Source organism: Pseudomonas sp. MAG002Y (assembly GCF_019400845.1).
Classification (GTDB): domain Bacteria; phylum Pseudomonadota; class Gammaproteobacteria; order Pseudomonadales; family Pseudomonadaceae; genus Chryseomonas; species Chryseomonas luteola.
Map to the genome: position 1 here is coordinate 84,561 of NZ_WOEJ01000007.1, position 12,843 is coordinate 97,403.

Genomic DNA, 12,843 nt, shown 5'->3' on the forward strand with positions numbered 1-12,843 from the left:
ACAGCAAACCGTACACCCTTGTCCAACTCGGCGTATGCTTGAATGATGAGCAATCCATTCCAAGCACTGGCCGTACTGCCTTACACGCTTCGCCACCCAGCGGTGCGTGATCTGGCCTGGGTAATCACCTCTCCGCCCATCCTGGACCGAGCGGAACAACGTCACCCCTTGGCTGCAAGCAATTGGACAGCAAAACCTGGCAAATTAGCCGATTGGCTCCATGAGCTTGATCGAAGTCCTGCATTGCTGACAGGCTGGCTTACCCAGGGAAGCGACCGCCGCCTTGGGCGGTACTACGAATTGCTCTGGCAATTTGCCCTCACCCATGCCCCTGGGGTTGAGTTGCTGGGAGCCAATCTACCGCTCCGTAAGGCGACTCATACGCTGGGCGAGCTTGATCTCCTGATCCGAGATGATGAAGGCGTTCATCACCTTGAAGTAGCGGTTAAATATTATCTGGCAACGGGCCTTCCGCAATCACCGGAATGGTTGGGCCCAGGTGGCGAAGATCGACTCGAACGCAAGCTGAGTCATTTTCTAAACCGGCAGTTACCCTTGTCGCAGTCTCCGGAAGCACGCGTTCTGTTTAAAACATTCGGTATCGTCTCTGTCCAGCCTTGGCTATGGATGGGCGGTTATCTGTTTTATCCACCCGCGGGTGCCACACCATTTCCCAGCTGCTCCCCACACCATTTGCGGGGTTTGTGGCAACGCTTTGATAAAGCGAAGCCTGAAGAGGAAGGCGCATGGAAACTACTTCCCAAGCAGCGCTGGCTTGCGCCTGCACACCGACACGATGGACATGCTCCATTCGACTTCAACGTCGAGCCACATTGGCCTCGGTTACTTGTGCACTTTGACGAGGAAGGTCAGGAAGACCACCGTTTATTCTGGGTACCTGAGACATGGCCTTTTATACCGGAAAGGGCCGAACACTGATCTATGACTTCAGCAGCTTTAACAGGTTGTCCTGCATCGCCCGACGCCCCTGTAGACCGCCCGTATGCAGCGCTATAATGCGCTGTCCGGCTGGAATATCTCCCGCTTCAACCGTACGGCGAAGCGCCAGCAATAGCTTGCCTGTATAAAGTGGCTCGAGTGGTATTTGTGTTTCGGTCTCGAACGAGGCCATAAAGCTGGCCAATTCGGCATCAATACGTGCAAATCCTCCTAAACTCGCATCGAGCCAACGGATATCTGCATCAGGTTGACCCGCCTCGCGCACCCAACGCGCCACCTGATCGGGAACGTTGTAGCGCAGCGGGACAGATAGCGTCCCGATGACAGGATGTCTGCAAGCCTCTCCTACAGCCAGACCGGCCAACGTCGTTCCCGTACCAGCAGCCACCCACAGCGCATCATAATCAGACCAGCCAATCGTGTTCAGCTGCGTCTTAATATAAGCAACCAGAGGTATACACCCCTGCATGCCCAGCGAGCCACCGCCCCCTTCGGGAATAGGCAAATAGCCTGGGTAACGTGCCAGCCATCCACCCCAGAACTCGTCATCGCGTCGGGCCCGATAACCTCCGTAACCCAACCAGTGCAACTCCATTTTCCATTTGCGCAGGTCATCAACTGTTGGCGTACCCTGCGGCTCGCCTCTCAGGAGCCCTACAGTTTTCAAGCCGAGCCGTTGTCCGGTAGCTGCAAGTGCATGCAGATGATTGGAGTGCGGGCCACCGAGGCTAATCAACCCTGAAGCCCGTTCGATATGCGCCTGCTGGAGGTAAGCCGCCAGCTTATAACTCTTGTTGCCGGAAACCAGAGGGTCCACTTCATCAAGGCGAAGCAGTGCCAATCGGACTCCCGCCTTGCTCAGCCATGTGGTTGCAACTTCTTCCAGCGGTGGACTTTTTAACAACAAGTCCAATGTTAACCTGCCTGGTTTTTCAGAAACGCCGCTGTTTGATGTTGAAGACAGCAGTCAGACTCGCCTCGAATGAACTGGCGAGGTGAATCAACACGTTGGAGCGGCTTACTACACGGCATGCCACCCGGTAATGCCCTTTGGCAAACAGGATGCTTGTAATGAGAGAGCCATTGCTCGTAATGCGGTTGTGTCACCCGGCAGTGCATAGCTGTGTAAGCCAATGGGCTTTCAACAAACCGCATGACATCCGTGCGTGACAGTGTCATGTGCCCTGCACCAGGCTGGTAAGTCACGAATATGACGCCACTGTCTGCCATTCTTTCAAGCAGCTTGGTGCCACTCCCCGCTTCAAGCCGTGCACATTTCGCCTTGAGCTGCTCGAGCTCTTCTTCCAATTGCGAATCCAGCTCCTCCCGATAAGCCAGCTCAACTTCTCGGATGGCCAATTGTTCCTTGTAGTCGGCTACTGCCGTTTCGATACGGGCCTGCTGCTCGGCCTCGAATTGAATCTTGAACGCCTCGAGCTTGTATTCGCTGTTTTTCTCCAGGGCTCGCAATTGCTGAGTCAGCTCATTTCGAGTCGAACGATACTGACTGGCCTCCTGCTCCAGCTTTTTCATCAGCATACCGTTCATCCGCTCCTGCTCAGCCAAGGCAGTCTGCAGGTGCTCGGCTTCCTGCTTGAGCTGAACCAGCTCCTCTTCATGCTTGCGCGTCAGGGCGAGGATACGCAGCCGCTGCTGGCGCACAAGGTGGTCCATCTTTGCCTGATGCTCTTGTTCGAGATTGGCCAGATCAACATGTACAGTCGACGCAGAGGGCTCTTGAACATACCACTGATGCTCTTCTGCCATATGAAGCTGTTCAGGTTTGACTTCGTCAACGACAGCCTCGGTACGGGCCAGCCCAAGCTGATTACGCTTGATGCATTCTCGAAGCTCAATCAGGTCATTTCGACCTGCGACAAGTTCAGGGTCCCACAGGCTGGGCTGATGCCAGGAAATCGGACACTGACTGCGACAGGCAAGCCTGATAGGTCCTGCACCCAGATCCGGGCCACGCCCGGCGCGCTCGGCCATTTCGCGTAGCGGAATGTTCCAATTGGGGTCTGCAGCCCCCGTACGGGTGAAATCCAGATGGAAAAATACACCTGATCGGATGCACAGCTGTAGATCGATCGTCACATAGGCCAGCCGAACTCGCCGCTGGGCGAATTGGGGCAATGCAAAGAAGGCATCCAGCAATGCTTCGAATTCATGATAGAGCATTTCTTTGATGACTGATCCTTCTTCATCAAAGAACAGCACCGCTTCGGCTCGTTGAGCCTTATTCAATGTATTCATGGGGCAGTCCTCGACCCATTGGAAAAGCGCATGACTCATAGGCGCCTTGGCACCGGACGTACAACCGGACAGCACAACACTTTTATTTAAGGCACATCGGCCCTAAACCCATTGCTACAGTCTAGGGCCTTTCAGTTAAAAGACTAGGTGGCTTATGTGAACGACTCAGCACCTATGCACATTATTGTTTGGCAAGCTGTTTCAGTGCATGCAGTCAGGTTTCATAACATCGCTGCCAGGCGGGCACCCTGATTGATGGCCCGCTTGGCATCAAGCTCTGCAGCCACATCCGCCCCTCCAATAACATGCACACGCTGTCCAGCCGAAGACAGGGCATCCATCAGGTCTCGTTTGGGCTCCTGCCCAGCGCAGACAATGATGGTATCAACGGCCAGAACCCGAACGTCTTCACCAATCCGGATATGCAACCCTTGATCATCAATACGGAGATACTCCACCCCGTTCAGCATTCTTACCTGACGGTGTTTCAAGCTGGTGCGGTGAATCCAACCTGTTGTCTTGCCCAAGCCTTCGCCCATCTTGGTCGCTTTACGCTGCAACAGATAAACCTCTCGAGCAGGGGGTGTAGGCTCAGGCGAAATACCTGTAACTCCCCCTCTGGCCTGTAGGGTCGTGTCGATTCCCCACTCTCGCCAGAAGGCTGTCGGACTCAAGGTATCCAGATGCGCCTGATGAGTGACAAATTCAGCCACATCAAATCCTATTCCTCCCGCACCAATAACCGCTACCCGTGCACCAATGTTCTTATGTCCGTATATGGCGTCCAGATAGTTGATGACAGACGGATGCTCAATACCCGGGATGGATGGCGTACGCGGTACGATTCCTGTCGCTAAAACGATATCGTCATAGCCTCCCTGAATCAGCTCTTCAGCCCGTACCTCGTGCCCCAGTCTTACGGTAACGCCTGTAAGCTCAAGACGTTTACCAAAGTAGCGAAGCGTCTCGTTGAACTCCTCCTTGCCCGGTATACGCCTGGCAACATTGAACTGCCCTCCGATAATTTCGGAGCGCTCAAACAGAGTCACTGAATGGCCCCGCTGTGCTGCTATGGTGGCTGCCGCCAAACCCGCCGGTCCTGCACCAATGACTGCAATACGCTTGGTCTTACTGACAGGGCTGTAGTTGAGCTCGGTTTCATGGCACGCCCTTGGATTGACTAGACAGCTGGTCAGTTTGCCCGCAAAGGTATGATCCAGGCAGGCCTGGTTACAGGCGATGCACGTGTTGATCTCATCTGCCCGTCCTGTAGCAGCCTTTATAACGAACTCAGGATCAGCCAGGAACGGGCGCGCCATGGAGACCATGTCCGCCTGCCCTTCTGCCAGTATGCGCTCTGCCATATCCGGCATATTGATGCGGTTGGTAGCTATCAAGGGGATATTCACTCTACCCTTCAGCTGAGCAGTTACCTGACTGAATGCTCCCCTTGGCACCAGTGTCGCAATCGTGGGAATGCGCGCCTCATGCCAGCCAATGCCGGTATTGATCAGCGTGGCGCCAGCCCGCTCGATCGCCTGGGCCAGTTGCACAATTTCTTCCGGACTACTGCCGTCCTCTACCAGATCCAGCATGGACAGACGGAAGATTACGATAAACGCCTCACCCACTGCTTCCCGGATCTGCCGTACCACTTCTACAGCCAGGCGGATACGGTTCTCATAGCATCCGCCCCACTCATCCTTACGGTGGTTGGTTCGCGCCACGATAAACTGGTTGATGAAGTATCCTTCCGACCCCATCACCTCTACACCGTCGTAACCCGCGAGTTGAGCCAATCGGGCACACCGGACGTAGTCATCGACCTGCTTGTAGACTTCCTCGGTAGTCAGTGCCTTTGGCTTGAAAGGGTTGATAGGTGCCTGAAGAGCCGAAGGGGCAACAAGCTTTGGGGTGTAGGCATAACGTCCTGCATGAAGAATCTGCAGGCAGATCTTTCCATCACAGTCATGAACCGCCTGAGTGACTGTTTTGTGGCGGTAAGCCTCTTCCTCAGTAGTAAGCTTGGCCGCACCGCTATACACCGCACCCTCCTCGTTGGGCGCAATCCCTCCAGTCACGATCAGACCAACTCCACCGCGGGCACGCTCGGCAAAATAAGCCGCCATGCGCTCAAAGCCATCCGGCTGCTCCTCAAGCCCTGTATGCATGGATCCCATTAGTGTTCGGTTTCGCAGCTGGGTGAAACCCAGGTCTAGCGGCTCAAGCAAGTGAGGGTAATGAATAGCAGTCACGGGAATCTCCAAGGCCAATGGCTAAAAGCCTGTTATGGACGTTATGGAAAAAACATAAGCTGCCTGTCCCGCAGACTCAATCACCGTAAATGACAACTCATTAACCATGGTGCACACCCCCGGCTTGGCTTTTAAAGGCATTTTCCCTACCCTGACGTGGAATTTTCAGCCAGAGTGTTCAAGCCCTTGGGCACGCCTGGTTCAACGCGGAGCTTTAATGCGCAAGTTTGTATTTCTATTCATCATCTGCATCTTCGCTGCAGTCGCAGGCTGGATAGCCCAACGGCCGACCTTTCATTATTTATCGGATTTGCGAAGCGAGCTGGCAATCAATGCAGGCGAAGCCAAGGGCCACGGCAACCTGCTGGCGATTCAGCCGGAGCTGTTTGCACTCGACTACCAGACCCCTGAGCGTCTGCGACTGAAGCTTGAAGGCTACCTCGCCAAAGCCCAGCGCGAGGGATTGCTCAATGACAAGACGATTGTGGTATTCCCCGAGCATATTGGAACAGGGCTTATGCTTACTGGCGAGAAACCTATCGTTTACAACACTGCCCAGCTAAACGAAGCTCGCCAGTGGCTAGCCCTCAGCAACCCCGTCAAGTTCACCCGTGCCTGGCTTGCATCAAAAAGCGATCAGCGATTCGATGAAGCCCTGCTGAGAATGAAAGCCTGGGATATGGCAGGAAATTATCAGATCCTGTTTGGCGGGCTGGCTCGCCAGTTTTCGGTTACTGTTGTGGCGGGCTCGATCGCTCTACCCTCTCCACGCATGAAGGAAGGCCTGTTACGGGTTGGCACAGGCAAGCTCTACAACACCTGCGTAGTGTTTGATCCAACGGGCCATCCACTGGCAAAACCGTATCGCAGCCCCTGGCTATCCGGCAAAGAACATCCTGGCATCACGCCACAAGTCATCGAAACTGCTGCCGGTAAGCTAGGCGTCATCCTAGGCAGCGACTCAATTGACATGCAGGCGAACGTAAAGACGGACCTTTTGGTCATACCCGCCCTGAGCGAGCGCAGCACGCTGGACATACGCCAGGCACTTCAGGCTACCGGGGCGCATGCTGGCGTTCAGGTGTTTGCCAGCGGTCAAGCATGGGGGCTTCGCTCAAAGCCTCAGAGCAAGCTTATGCTCAAGGAGCAACCGATTCTCACGCCACTCGATACCCCACAGGGCGGCGCCAAGTTGCTAAACCTCTGGCTATGAATCGAAAGCGCCTGCGCCTGGGTGATTTATCAGTAGGATTTGTCTACGCCCTGGCCAATGCGGTACGTGTCAGAGGTCACGATCCAGCGACGCTGTTGCTCCGCTTCGGCATTGATGACTCGACGTTTGCAACACCAAATGCACGCCTGTCCATTCCCCGATACATGCGACTGGGACATGCTGCCATTCAACTTACCCATGAGCCTGCTCTAGGACTGGATATCGGCCAGCAGAGCCTGCCTGTCCATCTGGGCCTTGCCGGCATAGCCAGCCTGCATGCACCAACACTGGGAGACGCCGCTCGTACGCTGCTGGATTATGAATTGTTGTACGGCAGCAATTACCGTGGACAGTCTCGCTTCACCCGCCAAGACAGTCATGCCTGGATGCACTTCTACTCCATCAGTCCTTACAACGATTACAACCGATTCGTGGTAGACCAAGTACTGTCTGGATGGATCGCAATGCTAGGCAACATCACAGGTAATCCTGTAAGGCCAACCAGGGTCCTGATCGAATATCCCCGCCCCTCCTGCACGGCATCTTACGACGAACGCTTTGGCTGCATGGTGGAGTTCGGTGCAGAAACCAATGCAATCATGCTTGATGCCAGGACGTTGGCCTTTCCAGGTCTTAGTTATTTTCCAGGCACCTGGAAAGCGCTTCTGGATATCTGCAGAACTGAGCTGCAGCAGATTACGCGGCAACACAGTCTAACCGAGCGTATCGTATCTATACTCGGCCCTCTGCTAAAAAACGGAGAGCCTTCGCTTGAAGAAATTGCAAAGCGTCTACAGATGCCTGCCTGGACACTGCGACGAAAGCTGGCAGATGAGGGAACACGTTATCTGGATATTTTGAACGATACGCGTCGAGAGCTTGCTATAAGCTATATTCGCGATACAGATTTAAGCTTTGGAGAAGTGGCGTACGTGCTTGGCTTTGCCTCTGCCGCTGCGTTTCAGCGAGCGTTCAAGCGTTGGACACTCCTGACTCCAGGGGATTTCCGCAAAGCTATTCGCAAGGAAGGTTAAGCGTTTATGTTTGCAGTAGTGCTTGCTCACTAAACCTGACAGTTAACTAAGCAAGCTTTTGAGATAATCATCCAAGTGGCATGTCATGCTTCGAGTTGCTCGGAGATGGCACAAGGATGTTAATGAGAGCAAAGATAAAATGGCGCAGCGGACGGGACTCGAACCCGCGACCCCCGGCGTGACAGGCCGGTATTCTAACCGACTGAACTACCGCTGCGCGTCGGTCGGGCTAACGCCCGGAAGAATCAAGAGGTCACCCTCTTGGATGGCGCGCATTTTGCGCATACCTCTTTGATCCGTCAAGATTTATTTATCATTTAATCCAAATAAATCATTTTCTTGGTCATTCCACCGTCAACGGTAAATTCCTGACCGGTAACAAATTCAGCTTCCTCTGATGCAAGCCAGGCTACCAGCGCTGCCACATCTTCTACGGTGCCTACCCTTCCTACCGGATGCTGCTCATGATCCAGCTCCGTCAACGGCTCAGCCTGTTGCTGAGAAAGATCCCGGGAATCAATCCAGCCAGGGCTGACAGCGTTCACACGAATATCTGGTCCAAGGCTCATGGCCAGCGCATGGGTAAGTGCAACAAGACCTCCTTTGCTGGCAGCATAGGCTTCGGTGGATATTTCTGACTGCTGCGCGCGCGTCGATGCCACATTGACGATGGAACCACGATTGGCACGAAGATAGGGAGCGGCATACTTGGCTGTCAGCATAGCGCCCGTCAGATTAACCGATAGCACCTGATTCCAGCGTGCCAATGTCAGTGTTTCCAACGGCTCGTTATGGGGGTCGGAGAGGCCAGCATTATTCACCAGAAGGTCAAATCGGCCAAACTGACCCACCACCTCGGCAATGACGGCCTCCACCTGACTTTCGTTCGCCACGTCCATTTCCATGAACCAGGCACGATTGCCAAGCGCTTCCACCACACGCGTCCCACGGCTACGGTCGATATCAGCCAGAACCACCTGCCATCCTTCGGTAATGAGCCAAGCCGAGACACCCAGCCCTATACCACGCGCCGCCCCTGTAACCAGCGCTACCTTGCTACCGGTCAACATTTGATATGCCTCATTCACAACGCTGCTATACCTCGAGCCAAATCGGTCTTGATATCCTCAATGTCTTCCAGCCCAACGGCAATGCGAATCAAGCTGTCGCTGATACCCGCATTGGCCCGCTCAGCTGGCGATAAACGACCATGCGACGTGGTAGCAGGATGAGCAATGGTCGTTTTGGTGTCGCCCAAGTTAGTGGTTATGGAGATCATGCGCGTAGCATCAATGACACGCCATGCGGCCTCTTTGCCACCTGCCACCTCGAAGCTGACCACGGCACCAAAGCCGCTTTGCTGGCGCTTGGCGAGTTCATGCTGTGGATGACTTTCCAGGCCAGCGTAAAACACTCGCTCAACACCGGGCTGCGCTTCCAACCAGCGCGCCAGCTGCAGTGCTGACTGACTGTGCGCCTGCATGCGAATCTTCAGCGTTTCAAGTCCCTTGAGGAACAGCCATGCATTGAAAGGACTCAGCGTGGGGCCTGCTGTACGCAAAAAGCCCACCAGCTCCTTCATGTGCTCGGCACGTCCGGCGACCACACCACCCATGCTACGACCCTGTCCGTCGATATACTTGGTTGCTGAATGCACCACGATATCAGCGCCCAACGCCAACGGCTGCTGGAGTACGGGCGTACAGAAACAGTTATCGACCGCCAAAAGCGCACCCTGGGCATGGGCTACTTCAGCGAGCGCTGCGATGTCGACCAACTCGGCAAGCGGGTTAGAAGGTGACTCGACAAAGAAAAGCCTGGTGTTCGGCTTGCAGGCACCACGCCATGCCTCGATATCTGATAACGGCGGATAATCCACCTCAACACCAAAACGCTTGAGGTACTTCTCGAACAGGCTAATGGTGGAGCCAAACACGCTGCGCGAGACCAGCACGTGATCACCTGCACTGCACAGACTCATCACCAACGCCAGAATGGCCGACATACCGGAAGCGGTAGCCACTGCCTGCTCTGCCCCTTCAAGCGCTGCAATTCGCGTTTCAAAGGTCCGTACCGTAGGGTTGGTGTAACGCGAGTAAACGTTACCCGGTACTTCGCCAGCGAAACGTTTGGCCGCATCGGCTGCACTTCGAAAGACATAACTCGATGTCAAAAACAGCGCCTCACCATGCTCACCCTCAGGCGAGCGGTTATAGCCTGCGCGAACGGCAAGGGTATCGAAACCTACACCGTCCAGGTCGCTATCAAGCCGCCCGGCGTCCCAGTCATGACTCATGCAAAAGCTCCTCAGTCGTTGTACAGGTCGATGATGGCATGCACCGCATGTGACGTGGTTTTAGCGGCATCATTACGGGCCTGCTCGATATTGAGCAGGTATGCCTCATCGACATCGCCTGTAATGTACTGACCATCAAACACTGCGCAGTCGAAGTTTTCGATACTTGGATTGCCACCACGAACGGCATCGACCAGATCATTGAGATCCTGATAGATGAGCCAATCCGTACCGATCAGGCGCGCAACGTCTTCTGTAGAGCGACCGTGTGCGATCAGCTCATGGACGCTGGGCATATCGATACCATAGACATTGGGATACCGCACCGCAGGCGCCGCTGAACAGAAATATACATTCTTTGCGCCAGCTTCACGGGCCATCTGAATAATCTGCTTGCAAGTAGTACCCCGAACGATGGAGTCATCAACCAGCATGACATTCTTGCCTCGAAACTCCAGCTCAATGGCGTTCAGCTTCTGGCGAACCGACTTCTTGCGCGCGGCCTGCCCCGGCATGATAAACGTGCGGCCGATATAGCGATTCTTGACGAAGCCTTCACGAAATTTGACGCCCAGGTGATTCGCCAGCTCCAGTGCTGCAGTGCGGCTTGTATCCGGAATGGGAATAACTACATCGATATCATGATCAGGGCGTTCCCGCTGAATCTTCTCAGCCAGTTTTTCACCCATGCGCAACCGCGCCTTGTACACAGAAATACCATCGATGATGGAGTCCGGACGAGCCAGGTAAACATGCTCGAAAATGCACGGCGCATATTTGGGATTTGCCGCGCACTGGCGCGTGAACAAGCGACCGTCTTCAGTAATGTAAACCGCCTCGCCAGGGGCTAGGTCACGAATGAGGGTGAACCCCAGTACATTCAGCGATACGCTTTCCGAGGCGATCATGTACTCGACGCCTTTTTCGGTATGACGCTGCCCAAACACGATTGGCCGAATGGCATGGGGGTCCCGGAAACCTACCATGCCATACCCGGTTATCATGGCGATAACGGCATACCCTCCCCGGCACCGCTCATGTACGCCAGAGACGGCAGCAAACACATCATCTTCAGTGGGTTGCAGCTTGTTACGCACTGCCAGCTCATGTGCAAAAACATTGAGCAGTACTTCCGAGTCGGAATTGGTGTTTACGTGACGCAAATCCGACTCATAGATCTCTTGAGAGAGCTGAGCCACATTGGTCAGGTTACCATTATGCGCCAGTGTAATACCGTAGGGTGAATTGACGTAAAACGGCTGGGCCTCAGCAGAGGATGAACTGCCGGCAGTGGGATAACGGACGTGGCCGATACCGATATTGCCAACTAGACGCTGCATATGTCGCTGTTGAAACACATCCCGAACCAGCCCGTTGTCCTTACGCAGATAGAGCTTTCCGTCCAGGCTGGTCACTATGCCAGCTGCATCCTGACCACGATGTTGTAGGACGGTGAGCGCGTCATACAACGCCTGGTTGACGTTTGATTTGCCCACAATGCCAACGATGCCACACATGTGACGGAACCCCACTGTTAAGACTAGTTCGATTGGATGCGTGAACGCATCGTTTACTTGGCAATACCACCCAGCTCATTAAGCGTGTGCGGCACGGCTGCCTGAGTCATCCAGTTCCCTGCAAACCCCAACATGAAGTTCTTGGACCAGTCAGCCACCAAAAGAAAATGGGGAAGCAATACGGATTGCTTCCACCAGGGATCCTGCTGTACTGGAGCCAGGCTCAGCAGCCCTACCAGTACCACGATCAACAAGCCGCCACGTGCGGCCCCGAAAGCCATTCCGAGAAAACGGTCAGTACCTGAAAGCCCGGTGACCCGAATCAGCTCTCCCAACAGGAAATTGACCAGAGCACCGACCATCAACGTAGCAATGAATAGCAGCGCGCATGCAGCAATGATACGCCCTGAAGGAATCTGGATATAGTCGTTGAAGTATTGAGACAGCGCACCGCCGAACAGCCATGCTACAGCACCTGCCACTATCCATGTCAGCAATGAAAGCGCTTCCTTTACAAAGCCACGCTTCAAGCTAATCAAACTGGAAATAGCGATAACGCCAATGATCGCCCAATCCGCCCAGGTGAAGCCCACGGTGAGACCCACAACTAAAAAAGGCCCTGCATATTAGCAGAGCCTTTCGATTTGGTTAACCGCGTTCCGGCTGGAAACGCACTACAAAGCCATTTACCTTTTGCTGACGGCTTAACTGGTCACGTAAGCGGTCTGCCTCCCCTCGGTCAACGACAGGACCTACAAACACGCGGTTCATCCCATCCACACTGCGTACATACGCATTGTAACCCTGACTGCGCAGCGTATTTTGCAGCTCATTTGCACGAGCCTTGTTAGACAGGCTGGCTAATTGCACGGACCAGCTTACAGGCAGATCGTTGTTGTCCAGCCGCTTCTCCGACTGAGCGGCGGGCGCTGGCTGCGTAGACGGAGACGCCGCTGGTGCAGCCTTGGCCTGGGGTGCCTGCGCTACAGCAGGTGCGCTGGCCTGAGAGGCAGAAGCAGTGGGTTGTGAAGATTGAGCAACTGGCGCATCAGCATTGGAAATCTCCGGCACGGATGCAATTGGCGCACTGGGTAACGAAGCTGCATTTTCAGGCTTGTCCGGTATCACCTCTGGCGTCTCTACCGGCTTTACAGCTACTTCAGGCATTGCAGGGGCCTGGGGTCGAGGTGCCGGCTCTACAACCACCTGGCGGGTCTCATCCTGACGAGTAAAAAGCATTGGTATGAATACAATGGCCAGGGCAACCAGCACCAAGGCACCAACGATACGCTGCTTGAGCACTCGATCCATT

The 12,843-nt window shown here is 54.5% G+C and carries 11 protein-coding genes and 1 tRNA gene; 3 read left to right on the forward strand and 9 right to left on the reverse strand.

The window, feature by feature from the left end; translation table 11 throughout:
* Nucleotides 1-42: 42 nt before the first annotated feature.
* The gene (locus GM154_RS11890) at nucleotides 43-939 is read left to right on the forward strand and encodes a DUF1853 family protein (RefSeq protein WP_258019823.1); all 897 of its coding nucleotides are present in this window, start codon (nucleotides 43-45) and stop codon (nucleotides 937-939) included.
* 1 nt (nucleotide 940) lies between these two features.
* Here the strand turns inward: GM154_RS11890 and GM154_RS11895 are convergent, their stop codons facing one another.
* The 3 genes from GM154_RS11895 to GM154_RS11905 all read right to left on the reverse strand — a co-directional run bounded on the left by GM154_RS11895 (nucleotide 941) and on the right by GM154_RS11905 (nucleotide 5,471).
* Nucleotides 941-1,846, reverse strand: coding sequence for a 1-aminocyclopropane-1-carboxylate deaminase/D-cysteine desulfhydrase (locus GM154_RS11895; protein WP_374940318.1), 906 nt, complete (start codon nucleotides 1,844-1,846; stop codon nucleotides 941-943).
* Between the two features lie 29 nt (nucleotides 1,847-1,875).
* Nucleotides 1,876-3,216: a chromosome partitioning protein ParA gene (locus GM154_RS11900; protein ID WP_219652349.1), complete on the reverse strand. Its 1,341-nt coding sequence runs from the start codon at nucleotides 3,214-3,216 to the stop codon at nucleotides 1,876-1,878.
* Between the two features lie 221 nt (nucleotides 3,217-3,437).
* A complete protein-coding gene (locus tag GM154_RS11905; protein WP_219652350.1) occupies nucleotides 3,438-5,471 on the reverse strand; it encodes an NADPH-dependent 2,4-dienoyl-CoA reductase in 2,034 nt (677 codons plus the stop codon).
* Between the two features lie 217 nt (nucleotides 5,472-5,688).
* Between GM154_RS11905 and GM154_RS11910 the strand changes: the two genes are divergently transcribed.
* Together GM154_RS11910 and GM154_RS11915 are read left to right on the forward strand one after the other, a co-directional pair.
* A complete protein-coding gene (locus GM154_RS11910; protein ID WP_219652351.1) occupies nucleotides 5,689-6,684 on the forward strand; it encodes a carbon-nitrogen hydrolase family protein in 996 nt (331 codons plus the stop codon).
* Nucleotides 6,681-7,718: an AraC family transcriptional regulator gene (locus GM154_RS11915; protein WP_219652352.1), complete on the forward strand. Its 1,038-nt coding sequence runs from the start codon at nucleotides 6,681-6,683 to the stop codon at nucleotides 7,716-7,718. Before GM154_RS11910 ends, GM154_RS11915 begins: the two co-directional genes overlap by 4 nt.
* Nucleotides 7,719-7,858: 140 nt before the next feature.
* On the opposite strand, the gene GM154_RS11920 is transcribed toward GM154_RS11915, so the two are convergent.
* The 6 genes from GM154_RS11920 to GM154_RS11945 form a co-directional block, all read right to left on the reverse strand.
* Nucleotides 7,859-7,935: transfer RNA gene (locus GM154_RS11920), tRNA-Asp, on the reverse strand.
* A 100-nt stretch (nucleotides 7,936-8,035) separates the two neighbouring features.
* Nucleotides 8,036-8,788: an SDR family oxidoreductase gene (locus tag GM154_RS11925; protein ID WP_010794933.1), complete on the reverse strand. Its 753-nt coding sequence runs from the start codon at nucleotides 8,786-8,788 to the stop codon at nucleotides 8,036-8,038.
* A gap of 14 nt (nucleotides 8,789-8,802) precedes the next feature.
* Entirely contained in the window at nucleotides 8,803-10,014 is a 1,212-nt protein-coding gene (locus GM154_RS11930; protein WP_019365767.1) for an O-succinylhomoserine sulfhydrylase, read from the reverse strand.
* 11 nt (nucleotides 10,015-10,025) lie between these two features.
* Nucleotides 10,026-11,531, reverse strand: a complete 1,506-nt coding sequence (purF, locus tag GM154_RS11935; protein WP_010794935.1) for an amidophosphoribosyltransferase — start codon at nucleotides 11,529-11,531, stop codon at nucleotides 10,026-10,028.
* Between the two features lie 53 nt (nucleotides 11,532-11,584).
* Nucleotides 11,585-12,124: a CvpA family protein gene (locus GM154_RS11940; RefSeq protein WP_037030388.1), complete on the reverse strand. Its 540-nt coding sequence runs from the start codon at nucleotides 12,122-12,124 to the stop codon at nucleotides 11,585-11,587.
* Nucleotides 12,125-12,179: 55 nt separating this feature from the next.
* Nucleotides 12,180-12,842, reverse strand: a complete 663-nt coding sequence (locus GM154_RS11945; RefSeq protein ID WP_219652353.1) for an SPOR domain-containing protein — start codon at nucleotides 12,840-12,842, stop codon at nucleotides 12,180-12,182.
* Nucleotide 12,843 lies beyond the last annotated feature (1 nt).

Coding starts and splice junctions, on each gene's coding strand:
- GM154_RS11890 (WP_258019823.1), top strand. CDS start 43: ATGATGAGCAATCCATTCCAAGCACTGGCCGTACTGCCTTACACGCTT.
- GM154_RS11900 (WP_219652349.1), bottom strand. CDS start 3,216: ATGAATACATTGAATAAGGCTCAACGAGCCGAAGCGGTGCTGTTCTTT.
- GM154_RS11910 (WP_219652351.1), top strand. CDS start 5,689: ATGCGCAAGTTTGTATTTCTATTCATCATCTGCATCTTCGCTGCAGTC.
- GM154_RS11915 (WP_219652352.1), top strand. CDS start 6,681: ATGAATCGAAAGCGCCTGCGCCTGGGTGATTTATCAGTAGGATTTGTC.
- GM154_RS11925 (WP_010794933.1), bottom strand. CDS start 8,788: ATGTTGACCGGTAGCAAGGTAGCGCTGGTTACAGGGGCGGCGCGTGGT.
- GM154_RS11930 (WP_019365767.1), bottom strand. CDS start 10,014: ATGAGTCATGACTGGGACGCCGGGCGGCTTGATAGCGACCTGGACGGT.
- purF (WP_010794935.1), bottom strand. CDS start 11,531: ATGTGTGGCATCGTTGGCATTGTGGGCAAATCAAACGTCAACCAGGCG.
- GM154_RS11945 (WP_219652353.1), bottom strand. CDS start 12,842: ATGGATCGAGTGCTCAAGCAGCGTATCGTTGGTGCCTTGGTGCTGGTT.